This is a genomic window from Parapedobacter pyrenivorans, assembly GCF_014636865.1.
Classification (GTDB): domain Bacteria; phylum Bacteroidota; class Bacteroidia; order Sphingobacteriales; family Sphingobacteriaceae; genus Parapedobacter; species Parapedobacter pyrenivorans.
Genome location: NZ_BMER01000001.1, coordinates 1,971,953 through 1,985,018, shown reverse-complemented (window position 1 = coordinate 1,985,018; position 13,066 = coordinate 1,971,953). Strand labels below are relative to the sequence as shown.

The 13,066-nt window shown below is 48.2% G+C and carries 11 protein-coding genes; 5 read left to right on the top strand and 6 right to left on the bottom strand.

Annotated elements, in window-relative coordinates; translation table 11 throughout:
• Window positions 1-4: 4 nt before the first annotated feature.
• From IEV98_RS07840 to pdxA, 3 genes are all read right to left on the bottom strand, one after another.
• Window positions 5-583 (bottom strand): IS1096 element passenger TnpR family protein, encoded by a 579-nt coding sequence (locus IEV98_RS07840; RefSeq protein ID WP_188505316.1) that lies wholly within the window; start codon window positions 581-583, stop codon window positions 5-7.
• Between the two features lie 96 nt (window positions 584-679).
• The gene (locus IEV98_RS07835; RefSeq protein ID WP_188505315.1) at window positions 680-2,077 is read right to left on the bottom strand and encodes a CCA tRNA nucleotidyltransferase; all 1,398 of its coding nucleotides are present in this window, start codon (window positions 2,075-2,077) and stop codon (window positions 680-682) included.
• A gap of 82 nt (window positions 2,078-2,159) precedes the next feature.
• Window positions 2,160-3,215: a 4-hydroxythreonine-4-phosphate dehydrogenase PdxA gene (gene pdxA, locus IEV98_RS07830; protein WP_188505314.1), complete on the bottom strand. Its 1,056-nt coding sequence runs from the start codon at window positions 3,213-3,215 to the stop codon at window positions 2,160-2,162.
• Window positions 3,216-3,421: 206 nt separating this feature from the next.
• On the opposite strand from pdxA, the gene rsmA reads away from it, so the two are divergent.
• Both rsmA and IEV98_RS07820 read left to right on the top strand, forming a co-directional pair.
• Entirely contained in the window at window positions 3,422-4,201 is a 780-nt protein-coding gene (rsmA, locus tag IEV98_RS07825) for a 16S rRNA (adenine(1518)-N(6)/adenine(1519)-N(6))-dimethyltransferase RsmA (protein WP_188505313.1), read from the top strand.
• Window positions 4,198-5,142 (top strand): NAD(P)-dependent oxidoreductase, encoded by a 945-nt coding sequence (locus IEV98_RS07820; RefSeq protein WP_188505312.1) that lies wholly within the window; start codon window positions 4,198-4,200, stop codon window positions 5,140-5,142. The genes rsmA and IEV98_RS07820 overlap by 4 nt, the downstream gene beginning before the upstream one ends.
• Before the next feature lie 3 nt (window positions 5,143-5,145).
• On the opposite strand, the gene IEV98_RS07815 is transcribed toward IEV98_RS07820, so the two are convergent.
• Window positions 5,146-5,994: a UbiA family prenyltransferase gene (locus tag IEV98_RS07815; protein WP_188505311.1), complete on the bottom strand. Its 849-nt coding sequence runs from the start codon at window positions 5,992-5,994 to the stop codon at window positions 5,146-5,148.
• Window positions 5,995-6,131: 137 nt separating this feature from the next.
• Between IEV98_RS07815 and acs the strand changes: the two genes are divergently transcribed.
• Window positions 6,132-8,051 (top strand): acetate--CoA ligase, encoded by a 1,920-nt coding sequence (gene acs / locus IEV98_RS07810; RefSeq protein ID WP_188505310.1) that lies wholly within the window; start codon window positions 6,132-6,134, stop codon window positions 8,049-8,051.
• Window positions 8,052-8,103: 52 nt separating this feature from the next.
• Here the strand turns inward: acs and IEV98_RS07805 are convergent, their stop codons facing one another.
• Both IEV98_RS07805 and IEV98_RS07800 read right to left on the bottom strand, forming a co-directional pair.
• Entirely contained in the window at window positions 8,104-9,192 is a 1,089-nt protein-coding gene (locus IEV98_RS07805) for a metallophosphoesterase (protein WP_188505309.1), read from the bottom strand.
• Between the two features lie 45 nt (window positions 9,193-9,237).
• The gene (locus IEV98_RS07800) at window positions 9,238-10,194 is read right to left on the bottom strand and encodes a D-2-hydroxyacid dehydrogenase (RefSeq protein ID WP_188505308.1); all 957 of its coding nucleotides are present in this window, start codon (window positions 10,192-10,194) and stop codon (window positions 9,238-9,240) included.
• 146 nt (window positions 10,195-10,340) lie between these two features.
• Here IEV98_RS07800 and IEV98_RS07795 point away from each other — a divergent pair, with 146 nt between their 5' ends.
• On the top strand, window positions 10,341-12,650 hold the full coding sequence (locus tag IEV98_RS07795) for a putative monovalent cation/H+ antiporter subunit A (protein WP_188505307.1): 2,310 nt from the start codon (window positions 10,341-10,343) through the stop codon (window positions 12,648-12,650).
• 2 nt (window positions 12,651-12,652) lie between these two features.
• The gene (locus tag IEV98_RS07790; protein WP_188505306.1) at window positions 12,653-13,066 is read left to right on the top strand and encodes a Na+/H+ antiporter subunit B; all 414 of its coding nucleotides are present in this window, start codon (window positions 12,653-12,655) and stop codon (window positions 13,064-13,066) included.

Below are 13,066 nucleotides of genomic sequence, written 5' to 3'. Positions count from 1 at the left end.
CCCATTAATAGTCTTCAAACCCGCCGTTCCCCTCTTCTTTATTTTCTTCCTGCTCCTCTTCATCCAACATATCGAAATCTTCCTCTTCATTGATGCCATACTCCGTTTCTTGAAGGAAATCATATTCATCTCCTTCCTTTTTGGTAGATGCTTCCGCAGGTACAATCGGTGCACCGGGCAATTTGGGGGCCTGCCCCACGCTTCTAAACAATGCCGGATATACTTTGCCCGCGTCTTCGGCCAGAATCTTGATTAGTTGTACGTGAAAATCAAGTGGGCGATCGAAGTTGTACACGTAATAGAACTTCTGATGGGGGTCGTCGATGAACTTATTCAATCTCGACTCTTCCATCATTGCAATACCACGTTCTTTCTTCCTTTCGTCGGGCAAATAAGCAATCTCGGTTCCTTTCTTCCATTGGTCATTGCTCACATAAAATGATGATTGCACCTCAGGATTATAACCTGTGGCTGCATGCAGCGCATTGTGTAAGTCCAGAAAAGTTTGCTTCGGTAATACATCGATCTCACGGATCACGTCATCATAGTCTTCGAATGAAATTCTAAAACGGTAGATTGCCATAACGTTCCCTTATAGTTTGTTTTACGTGAATTTTTTATGCGAATATCCGAAAATAAGTACGAAGTACAAAGTGAGCGATCAAAAGCTGTGTTCCCATTAGTTCAGCCCCAATTGCTTTCCTTTTTCCAGCATGAACCGATAAGCCTCGTCTCGGCTGTTGGGAATATCGCCCTCCAATATCGCCTCGCGAATTGCGCTTTTTATCGTACCCACTTCTCTGCCCGGCTTCAATCCGAAGGCATTCATAATATCTTCACCTGTCACCGGAGGCTGCCAGTTCCTGATTTGATCCCGCTCCTCTACGTCCTTGAGCTTTTGCTTGACCAGCTCGAAATTTTGCCTGTATTTTTTCTTTTTATAGTCATTCTTCGTTGTCACATCCGCATGGCAGAGCGCCATCAGGCTATCGATGTCATCGCCCGCTTCGAACAACAACCGTCTTACTGCCGAATCGGTTACAATATCTTGCGCCAATACAATTGGCCGCAGATGCAGCAGTACCAACTTCTGCACAAACTTCATTTTATCATTGAGCGGTAACTTCAGATCCGCAAAAAGCTTGGGCACCATCCTTGCACCTTTATCCTCATGGCCATGAAATGTCCATCCATGGCGTTTATCGAAGCGCTTGGTAGCCGGCTTAGCGATGTCATGCATGATGGCCGCCCAGCGAAGCCATAAGTCATCGCTTTGCTCGGCAACGTTATCCAAGACTTCTAAAGTATGGTAAAAATTATCTTTATGCCCCTTACCATCAACGATTTCCACGCCGTGGAGATTGGCCATTGCCGGAAAAACCAAATGAAGCAACCCGGTATCAAACAGGTAATTGAATCCAATAGACGGCTTGGCCGCTGAAACAATCTTATTTAGCTCATCGGCTACCCGTTCACGGGAAATAATCTTAATCCGCTCGCTATGCTCCACTATCGCCTTAATGGCCATTACATCAATCTTGAAATTCAATTGGGTCGCGAAGCGGATTGCACGCATCATACGCAACGGATCATCTGAAAAGGTCTCCTTGGGGTCCAGCGGTGTACGAATTGTCCGGCATTGGATATCCGTACGGCCATCGAAAGGGTCGAGCAGCCGTCCGAAATCATGCTTATTGAGTGACAGTGCCATCGCATTGATGGTAAAATCACGCCGGTTTTGGTCGTCATGCAAACTGCCGTCTTCCACGATGGGCTTACGGGAATCCGCTCGATAAGATTCTTTCCGTGCTCCAACAAACTCGATTTGCAGTGCGCCGTAGCTAATCATTGCGGTCCCAAAATTTCGGTAGGTGGTTACTTTCGTATCCAACCGGTTGCCAATACGTGTAGCAAAGTCGATTCCACTGCCTACAACCAGGATGTCGATATCATTTCTGAAATCACGGCCCATAATTTGGTCTCTTACGTACCCGCCGATGACATAACATTCCGTTTGGGATTCATCGGCAACATCGCTAAGCAACGAAAATATGGGAAGTTGCAAAAATTCTTTCATGATTGTCTCGGGCATCGCCAACTCGTATTTTGACGGCAAAAATACATATTCGGTCGGTAATCCCCTATTACGCAAAGGCGGATTAGTCCCGATCGCGAGACAATCGCCTCATCACCAACGGATTTGACAACAGTTCTTCTTGTTCTCGCCTACGCGCTACAATATGGATAGCTGCAAATATCGCCTCCCCAAACGAAGCTTCGGAAGCAACATTTTTGCCCGCGATATCGTATCCTGTGCCATGGTCTGGCGATGTACGTACAACAGGCAGGCCAGCAGTGAAATTGACGCCGCTGCGCGCGGCAATATGTTTAAATGGAATCAGCCCTTGGTCGTGATACATGGCCAATACCGCATCAAATTTGGTATAGGTTTCCGAAGCGAAGAAACCATCGGCCGGATAAGGACCGAAACAAAAAATACCTGCTGACTTAGCCTGCTCAATTGCCGGCGCAATGATCTGTTCGTCTTCCACGCCGATAAGACCTTTGTCCCCAGCGTGGGGATTCAATCCCAACACGGCAATCTTGGGCTTTTGAATCCAAAAATCCTTCTTCAGGCTTGCATCCATCAATCGCAATTTGGAGACAATGGCTTCAATCGAAATATTCGATGCAACATCCTTCACTGGGATATGGCCCGTAACCACGCCTACGCGCAGATCCTCACTAATCATAAACATCAATACATCGCCATTTTCCGTGCGAGTCTGCAAGTACTCCGTATGGCCTGGAAAGTCAAATTCCTCGCGCTGGATGTTATGCTTATTTATGGGGGCGGTAACCAATGCGTCGATCTTGCCCGCCAACAAGTCATCCACAGCATGCTTCAATGAAAGAAATGCATACCTACCGCCTGTTTCGTTTTCCTCGCCCAATGTAATCGTGACATCTTCCTGCCAACAATTTATCATGTTGGCCCGCTTGGGATGTGCATGCTCTGGAGAATTGACGATATTGAAATTAAAATCATTAATTCCCAACGCCTTCCTGTGGAAGGAGGCGACCTTGGTATTCCCATATACAATCGGCGTAAAGTATTCCAGTATCCGGTTGTCCAACAGGGTCTTAATAATCACCTCTAACCCAATACCATTTACATCACCGATAGAAATCCCAATTTTCAGTTTGTCGCTCATGTCCGCTTTTTATTTTGGCTACCAAACTTAGATAAAATTGCCTTTATATGCAAGTTTACCATGCGCTCATCTGCCGCTAAAGAACATGTCAACACGCCACACCGCTTGCATTTCAACCGTCGCATACCCCTGGTCCCATAACAAAAATTGGCAACTTAATTTAAATAGGTTATTTTTGCCCGGTTTGCCATAAATCCAATTCATCGATGAACAGCGTCCGCGCAAAAAAACACCTGGGCCAGCATTTCCTGACCGACAAAAATACAGCCGCCAAAATTGTGGGTGCGCTGCGTCCTCAGCTTGGCTATGACGCGGTGTTGGAGGTAGGGCCTGGCATGGGGATACTTTCGGAAGTGCTCCTGCCCAATGAAATCTACAGAACATGGCTCATCGACGTGGATGACGAGTCGATACAATACTTACAGCATAAATATCCGAATCTGGGCGAAAGGCTCATACACGGAGATTTTCTAAAGCTAGATTTTGCTGACCACTTTGAAAGCAAATTGGCTATCATCGGCAATTTCCCTTATCATATATCTTCCCAGATCTTATTCAAAATATTGGACGAACGCCATCGCGTCGTCGAAGTGGTGGGTATGTTCCAAAAAGAAGTAGCGGAGCGCTGTGCTGCCCCTCCGGGCAACAAAGCCTACGGAATATTGAGCGTGTTCGTCCAAGCCTATTATCACGTCGAATACTTATTTACGGTCAAGGCTGGAGCGTTCAACCCACCACCCAAGGTACTTTCGGGTGTTGTCCGGCTCACCCGCAACGCCGTCGAAACATTAGAATGTGATGAACGGTTGTTTTGGCGCGTTGTGAAAGCAGCCTTTAATCAACGACGTAAGACCTTGCGCAACGCACTTGCTGTCGTTATTCCGAAGGACAAAATGAGTGATCATCCCTACTACGATCTACGGGCCGAGCGCCTATCTGTAGCAGATTTCATCTTATTGACAAACGATATTGCACAACATATATGACCACACATTCCACCAAATTGCTCATTGTGGATGATATTCATCCCGTGTTTATGGAAAAACTCCAAGCCAATGACATTGCGTTCGATTATAAACCTGCGTTTACCCTTGAAGACACGCTCCTGCGGATTTCAGGTTACACCGGCTTGGTGATCCGCTCTAAGTTTAAGGTCGATGCGGCTTTCATTGATGCCGCGCCGCGCCTTACCATTATCGCACGCGGTGGGGCAGGTATGGATAATATTGACGAAGACTACGCCATCGCTAAAGGCATTACCCTACTCAACGCACCAGAAGGCAACCGTGATGCGGTTGGTGAACACATGATTGGCATGTTGCTGTCCCTCATGAACAACCTCAACCGCGGCAATTCGGAAGTCAAAAACGGCCTATGGCGGCGGGAGGAAAACCGCGGACTGGAGCTCGGTGGTCGCACTGTGGCCCTTATTGGTTATGGAAACAATGGCCAAGCCATGGCCCGCAAACTATCGGGGTTCGGTGTAACAGTCATTGCCTATGACAAATACAAAACGGGCTATTCTGACGCGTATGCAACAGAGGTGAGTATGGAAGAGGTGGTGAAACGGGCCGATGTACTTAGCCTACACATTCCACTTACCCGCGAAACCCGGAGCATGATTGATGATGAATACCTCTACCACTTCCGCAAACCGATCTTCTTCCTCAACGGTGCCCGCGGCGGAATCGTGGACGTCCCCTCGGTACTGAAAGCCGTGGACGAAGGCCGTATATTGGGTGCTGCCTTTGATGTGCTACCTGTAGAAAAATTCCCAGCATTGAAAGATACCGATTGGTATAGCCAGCTGGCACAAAACGAACGGATCATCTTAAGTCCGCACGTAGCGGGATGGAGCGTGGAAAGCTATTTCAAAATTGCAGCTATTCTCGTAGACAAGTTAATTGCAGTTTTGGCAAAGAAATAATGTTTAAAGGTATAAAGCCAAATAGACAGCAAGAAACTGCAACAACATCGTGCCATCCAACAGTAGAAAGTAATAGTATTCGTTTTTCTTCACGGGCGAGAACAGAATAAAAAATAGCGTTATTAATGACGCGATGCTCAACGCCAATCGGATATCCAACGAATAATTGCTAAACCAAACCCAGCCGATATGCAGCACCAACAGCATGGTAGATAAGGTGAGCGCTTTGCGTTCGCCAAATAAAACCGGAATCGTTTTCAATCCATAATACTTATCCTGATAGATGTCGCGGATATCGAACGGGATCGTAATGGCCACTACAAACAGGAATACCCATCCCATCAACTGGACAACCTGTGGCCAGACAATCTGAAAGTCGTCATGATAAGCTTCGGCCACCGGAAGCAATACGCTACTCATCAACCACACCAACCCGATATAGAATAATTTCAAACCGGTGATTTGACGTAATCCGGCCCGACGCTGCCTGCCCGCTACCCGCATAATGGGCATATTATAGGCCAACCCCATCACGCCCATAACTCCTAGCAATATAAATGAGGGCATATGAAGCTGTAAGCCAAGCACAAACGCCACAATCAACGCTACGCCGGTCCATACCCAAAGCGACCGCTCATGCCGGAAGACCCAACGCACGCGCCGATAGGGAGAAGTCTCGGGATGCTGTGGCTTAGCCAATATCATACTGAAATTGTATAATGCTAAGGTTGCACAACCCAAAATGACCAATACGATGTAATCGACGGGTATCAACAGCAGCAGATATGTCATCCAACCCTGTGCGACAGCGCAGCCAGCGATAAAGACGTTGCTGAAGAGTAATGTGTCCAAGAATCTACGGTTATTATCCAATAGCATTTGGCAGAAAATTCTCTTTTTTGCAAAAAGTATGTAAATTAGCCAGCTTTAAAAACCAAGTGTAGGCCAATGTGCTGTCCAACAAAATAACGCAAAAAATTAAACTTAATATGAACTTACAAATCAAATCATTTGAAGAATACCAAGAGGTTTATCAACGCAGTGTCGAAAAACCTGAGGAATTCTGGGCGGGGATAGCCGATCATTTCTATTGGCGGCGCAAGTGGAATAATGTGTTGGACTGGAATTTCAAAGAGCCCAAAATCAAATGGTTCGAAGGCGCTAAGCTCAATATTACCGAAAATTGTTTAGACCGCCACATTTACCAACTGGGTGATAAACCAGCCATCGTATGGGAGCCAAATGATCCCAATGAGGCACACCGGGTGCTTACCTACAAGCAGTTACTGGAAAAGGTAGAGCAATTCTCCAATGTGCTCAAAAACAATGGCGTACGTAAAGGGGACCGTGTATGTATCTACCTGCCCATGGTTCCTGAGTTGGTCATTACCGTCTTGGCTTGTGCCCGTATCGGCGCCATTCATTCCGTCGTCTTTGGAGGGTTCTCGGCGCAATCCATTGCCGACCGTATCAACGACACGGGCTGCCGGCTGGTCATCACCTCGGATGGCGGGTATCGCGGCACCAAAACCATCGAACTAAAAAGCATCGTCGATGATGCATTGGTGCAATGCAAGGCAGTCGACCGTGTTATTGTACTTACCCGCACCCGCACCCCCGTATCCATGATCAAAGGTCGCGATGTGTGGTGGGAAGACGAAATCAAGAAAGTAGAGACCCAGGGCAATCCAACATGCCCCGCGGAGGAAATGGACGCCGAAGACATGCTTTTCATCCTTTATACCTCTGGTTCCACCGGCAAGCCCAAGGGAGTCGTACATACCTGTGGGGGCTATATGGTTTACACGGGCTACACGTTTGCCAATGTTTTCCAGTATCAACCCGATGAAGTTTATTTCTGTACCGCCGACATCGGCTGGATCACCGGACATTCCTACATCATCTACGGTCCACTGTCGCAAGGTGCAACATCGTTGATGTTTGAAGGCGTACCCACTTGGCCTGATGCAGGTCGTTTTTGGGATATTGTTGAAAAACACAAAGTGAACATCTTATATACCGCTCCTACCGCTATCCGTTCGCTGATGGCGTCGGGCGATAGCTATGTTGATGGAAAAGATCTCAGCAGTATCCGCAAGCTCGGCAGCGTAGGCGAACCCATCAATGAGGAAGCTTGGAATTGGTACAACGAAAAAATTGGCAAGGGGAAAGCGCCCATCGTGGATACGTGGTGGCAGACCGAAAATGGTGGCATCCTAATCTCCCCCATCGCAGGCATCACCCCCACTATTCCAAGCTATGCTATGCTTCCACTACCGGGTATACAACCCGTCTTGGTTGATGAAAAGGGAAATGAGCTACAAGGCAACAATGTGAGCGGAAACCTCTGTATTAAATTCCCGTGGCCTGGAATGATCCGTACCACCTACGGCGACCACGAACGCTGCCGGCAGACCTACTTTGCTGCCTATGAAAACATGTATTTCACGGGCGATGGCTGTCTTCGCAACGAAGATGGCTATTACCGTATTACAGGGCGTGTAGACGATGTTTTGAATGTTTCCGGCCATCGCATCGGCACGGCAGAGTTGGAAAACGCGATCAACATGCACAGTGACGTGGTTGAATCAGCGATCGTGGGCTACCCCCATCCAGTAAAAGGTCAGGGGATTTATGCTTATGTGATAGCCTCAGGACACCATGTAGATGAAGATCTTACCCGTCGGGACATTAACCAAACTGTAAGCCGCATCATCGGGGCCATTGCCAAACCGGACAAGATCCAGTTTGTAAGTGGTCTTCCTAAAACGCGCTCGGGCAAAATCATGCGACGTATTCTAAGGAAAATCGCAGAGGGTGATACCTCTAATTTAGGAGATATTACGACGTTACTTGACCCGGGAGTCGTGGAAGAGATTAAGGCCGGCGCAGAGAAACTGAGGGGGTAACGTGGCAATAGCGTGGTCTGACATTGCAATGTCGACCACGCTATCCCATCATTTACTTATCCAGTTCAAAGCTAAACTCATCGTATGCTGCTGTGCGCCACGCCAGGTGTTGCGTAGTTGGGGAAATGGCGAATAGCGGTGAAAAGGTCTTCACCTTCACCGTCTTCCCATCCGGCATAAACTCCAAATACCGCAACCAGCCATCACCGCCATTGCCGTGCCAGCCTCCACCAAGGGCCTGTGCGTTGAAGACCATCTGTTGCACGTGCTTCCCTCCAGCATTGGTATCCGTCCGGAAACCGATATGTCCCAGCACATCATCCGGTTTACCGATATGCCCACTGAACACCAGTTGGATATTCTTCGAGGGTTTTACCAGCTTTTCCCATATCGCTGCTCCATAATTGCCGTCTGTAATCGGATACCCCTCCTTAACAATGTGCTCACTGTTGGAATTAAGGTAAGAGTGGGTAAGTAAGATCACCGTGTGTTCGGCATATTTTTCTTGGTTGACCGTTTGGAGCGCCCATCGCAACACGGTGTCCCGTGGTGCAAATTCGATCACCATGAAAAGCAATTTACGGCCATGGGGGGTCGTAAATTCATACGTAGCATTGGTCAACGACGGATAGCCGTCATTATCGATTCCCACATCACGCAACAGTTTTTGAGACAGCGGATTTTTATCGACGGGGAAATAGTGGTTATAATTCGTTCGGCGGTATTCTATACTCTTCACACCATAGTCGTGATTGCCTGTCGCAGCTATATAAGGAACCCGACCATCTAATCGGTTAAATGCCCTTGCAACAGCCTCCCATTGTTTCTTGCCGGGTTGGTTGGCTTGGGTACCGTTCGGATTCAACCAATCGTTATGTTCCACCAAATCTCCTGTGCATAGCACCATGCCGATATTCAACGGTTCGATTTGCTCACTGATCCATCCCGTCATCAATTCTAGGGCTCCCTGGTTACGCTCAAACTTTACATAGGTCTGCGGATCGGGCATCAACACTAATGACCAAGACTCCGGATCGCTTAATTGGGGGGGCGTGTATTGTGCCTCCTGTGCATAACTACCGACAAACAAAAAGCAAACAAAACACAGCAGTACAAAACGGTTGAAACGATAATCTTTCATTTTAGTATCTTAAAGGGTTACACATACAAACATAAGGATTCACAATTAGTTAACTACATTCACCGGCTTACCTGCTAAGTAAGCCGACAAGTTCGCATCGGCTATTTCCATTAAGCGAGATCGGGCCTCTTGTGTAGCCCAGGCGATATGTGGCGTAATCAGGCAGTTTTTCGCCCCAAACAACGGATTGTCCGGATCGGGCGGCTCTACGGACAATACATCGAGCCCGGCTCCGGCTATCTTGCCCCTATTCAACAGCTCTTTCAGATCTTTCTCCACCACAAGAGGCCCTCTTGACGTATTGATGAGAAAGGCAGACGGCTTCATCTTTGCCAACGTATCCTTATTCATCATGCCGTTGGTCTGCGGTGTAAGCGGACAATGCAGGCTGACCACATCCGAATGTGCCAACAGCTCATCCAGCCCAACCCATCTAAAATTACTTCGATGGGATTGATCTGTCTCGGTTCGACTATACGCCATAACCTGCATACCGAATGCCGTGGCGATGTCCGCAACCTGCCCGCCGATATCGCCAAAACCTACAATGCCGATGGTTTTCTCCGAAAGTTCGATCAGCGGGTAGTCCCAAAAGGAAAAATCGGGCGATTGTGCCCATTTTCCTTCCATCACCCGGTCACTATGGTACTGCACATGGTGACAGAGCTCCAATAAAAGTGCGAATGTCAGCTGCGCTACTGACCGGGTACTATATCCAGGTACATTGGTCACGACAATCCCTTGCCGATTGGCTTGGTTGATATCGATGATGTTGTATCCCGTGGCCAGTACCCCAATATATTTCAACTTGGGCAACTGCTTCAACGTATCGGTATCCAACGGCACCTTGTTCGTCAATACCACATCGGCCTCTTTGGCCCGCTCGACAATTTCGGTCGACGGCGTGCGGTCATAGACCATCACTTCGCCGTAGCGGTTCAGGTATTCCCAGCTCAAGTCGCCTGGATTCAGGGCGTATCCATCCAATATGGTTAGTTTCATAGTGATCAATTTTAATTAAGACATTTCGATGAGCATCCAATATTAAGAAGAACCTTTAATAAATCCTATTTTTTCAACTTTTATGCAATTCCCTTGTAGAAATTTATATATTTTAGTGCCCTCCGAGGACTAAATGAACTTGATAGATGCTGATAGCTGTACTTGCAGGCCTGATTGTTTCCATCTTATATATCCCATTCGGGAAGTATCTTCGCGGCCGGCTGGCTATCCTAGTCGCTTTGTTGCCGATTACCTTATTTGCTTATTTCATCAGTTTCATTCCTGCAATCCAAGACGGTCGCCATGTCCATTCCCATCATCCTTGGGTGCCCAGTTTGGGAATCAATTTTGATTTCCATTTAGATGGGCTCTCCCTGTTGTTTAGCCTGTTGATTACGGGAGTTGGTTCACTGGTATTTTTATATGCTGCGCCGTATCTGAAGGGGCACCGGTACCTCGATCGATTCTACGGCTACCTTAGTCTGTTCATGGCAGCCATGTTGGGCGTAGTATTGGCCGACAATGTATTGCTCCTTTTCATCTTTTGGGAGCTCACCAGCATTAGCTCGTTTTTCCTCATCGGATTCAATAATGGCAATGGGGCGTCTCGCAAAAGCTCGTTGATTGCCCTAGGTGTAACCGGGGGTGGCGGCTTCTTGCTGATGGCTGGATTGATTCTGATGGGCCATTTATCGGGTAGCTACTCGATACAGGAAATGTTGGGCAGCAATGAATTTCTTAAAAGCCATACCCTATATGGATTAATCCTGATCTTGGTATTTGCCGGTGCATTCACGAAATCGGCCCAATTCCCCTTCCACTTCTGGTTGCCCGGAGCCATGAAAGCGCCCACCCCCGTGTCGGCATACCTGCACTCGGCCACCATGGTCAAAGCGGGCATTTACCTATTGGCCAGGCTTCAGCCGGTTTTGGGTGGCACCGATTATTGGATGTACCCACTCGTCGTGATCGGTGGCATCACCATGCTCTACAGCGCATTTCACTCCATTTTCCGGACGGACCTAAAATCGATTCTGGCGTATTCGACCATTGCAGCGCTGGGAATGCTGGTTTTCCTCATCGGAATCGGCACCGCCGAGTCATTACTAGCGGCTTCCGTATTCATTCTGGTACATGCGCTGTACAAAGCCTCGCTATTCCTGACAGCTGGCGTTATCGACCACGAGACCGGCACGCGCGATGTGACACAGTTGTCGGGTCTGCGCAAGGTATTGATGCCTCTTTCCGTTGCAGGCATATTGGCGGCATTATCCAGTGCTGGCCTGCCGCTCACCTTTGGATTTATCGGCAAAGACCTCATATATGAGGCTACGTTGCAGACTACCGGTTTCTGGATGATCGCCCTCACTACGCTGGCCCTGCTCACTAACGGCTTGCTCTTATGCGCCGGCTTTATGGCGGGCATCAAGCCCTTCACGGGTAACCTGCCCGACAGTTTTGCCCAGGTACACCTTCCCAACGGCCTCATGTGGGGCGCCCCGCTACTCTTAGCGATACTGGGCATTATTCTTGGTTGCGCCCCTTGGTTGGTCGACGACGCCTTGCTCAACCCCGCCGCCTATGTGATGCACCAATCGGCTATCGACTCCCCGTTGAAAATATGGCATGGCTTCAATTTGGTGTTACTGTTGAGTGGTGTCACCCTCGCGTTGGGTACACTATTGTATATTGTACGGAAACCCTCGGCCGCGAGTCTGGCCAGTATCGAACGGTACAACAACCTGGCACCAAAGCATATTATCGGTAGCCTGGCACGGTATGCTCGTAAGATCTCCATTAGATACACCCGCACGTTGCACAATGGTTACCTTCGGGTATACCTACTACGCATCATCATATTCGCCATATTATTGTTGGCATTTCGATTGTTTACGGGTGGGCCGATCAAGTTGACGTTCGACACCCTTTCGCCGATAAGCATCTACGAAGTGGTGGTGGTGGGAATACTCATTGCTGCTATTTACATCACCGTCACGGCCCCTTCGCGCCTTACGGCTGTGGTGGCAACGAGCGTCATCGGCTACTGCATCTGTCTCTTATTCGTATTTTACAGCGCTCCCGATTTGGCGATGACCCAATTCACCATTGATACGCTTACCGTCGTACTGTTTGTACTGGTCCTATTCAGGCTGCCGCCGTTCCTCAATTTTGCCAACCGTGGGGTAAGAATACGCGATGGCATCGTGGCCTCGGCATTTGGATTGGTCATCGCGCTGGTTGCCATACAAGTTTTAAACCAACCCGTAGACGGCACGGTAAGTAAATTTTATGGAGACAACGCGTACCTACTGGCCAAGGGGAAAAATGTTGTCAACGTTATTCTGGTCGACTTCAGGGGTCTCGATACGATGTTTGAAATCGTGGTATTGAGCATCGCTGCAGTGGGGGTAGTCAGTTTATTGAAATTGCGACTTAAGGCATCGGAGAAAGAATAATTATGAAGAGTACGATATTAAAAACAGCATCGAATTACTTGCTACCTATTTTATTGCTTTTTTCGATATTCATTTTGCTACGGGGGCACTATTATCCGGGCGGAGGTTTTGTTGGTGGGCTTATCGCTGCCATCGCCTTTGTACTCCATAGCTTTACCCACAACACGGACGCGACGCTGAAGCTGCTCCGCATCCACCCCAGCTCCTTGATTCCAATGGGACTTGCACTTGCTGCACTCAGCATGTTTGCGCCCATGTTCGTAGGGATGCCCGTAATGACGGGCCTGTGGTTTGATGAACCTTTCCCGGTTATCGGGATGATTGGCTCTGCATTATTTTTTGATTTAGGGGTATATCTTGTCGTCATCGGCGTAGTACTTACGATATTGTTTACCATTTCCCAATACAGCGAATAG

Excerpts from the sequence above, each read along its gene's own strand:
- rsmA (WP_188505313.1), top strand. The coding sequence starts at position 3,422 with ATGAACAGCGTCCGCGCAAAAAAACACCTGGGCCAGCATTTCCTGACC.
- IEV98_RS07800 (WP_188505308.1), bottom strand. The coding sequence starts at position 10,194 with ATGAAACTAACCATATTGGATGGATACGCCCTGAATCCAGGCGACTTG.
- acs (WP_188505310.1), top strand. The coding sequence starts at position 6,132 with ATGAACTTACAAATCAAATCATTTGAAGAATACCAAGAGGTTTATCAA.
- IEV98_RS07840 (WP_188505316.1), bottom strand. The coding sequence starts at position 583 with ATGGCAATCTACCGTTTTAGAATTTCATTCGAAGACTATGATGACGTG.
- IEV98_RS07790 (WP_188505306.1), top strand. The coding sequence starts at position 12,653 with ATGAAGAGTACGATATTAAAAACAGCATCGAATTACTTGCTACCTATT.
- IEV98_RS07805 (WP_188505309.1), bottom strand. The coding sequence starts at position 9,192 with ATGAAAGATTATCGTTTCAACCGTTTTGTACTGCTGTGTTTTGTTTGC.
- pdxA (WP_188505314.1), bottom strand. The coding sequence starts at position 3,215 with ATGAGCGACAAACTGAAAATTGGGATTTCTATCGGTGATGTAAATGGT.
- IEV98_RS07835 (WP_188505315.1), bottom strand. The coding sequence starts at position 2,077 with ATGAAAGAATTTTTGCAACTTCCCATATTTTCGTTGCTTAGCGATGTT.
- IEV98_RS07795 (WP_188505307.1), top strand. The coding sequence starts at position 10,341 with ATGCTGATAGCTGTACTTGCAGGCCTGATTGTTTCCATCTTATATATC.
- IEV98_RS07820 (WP_188505312.1), top strand. The coding sequence starts at position 4,198 with ATGACCACACATTCCACCAAATTGCTCATTGTGGATGATATTCATCCC.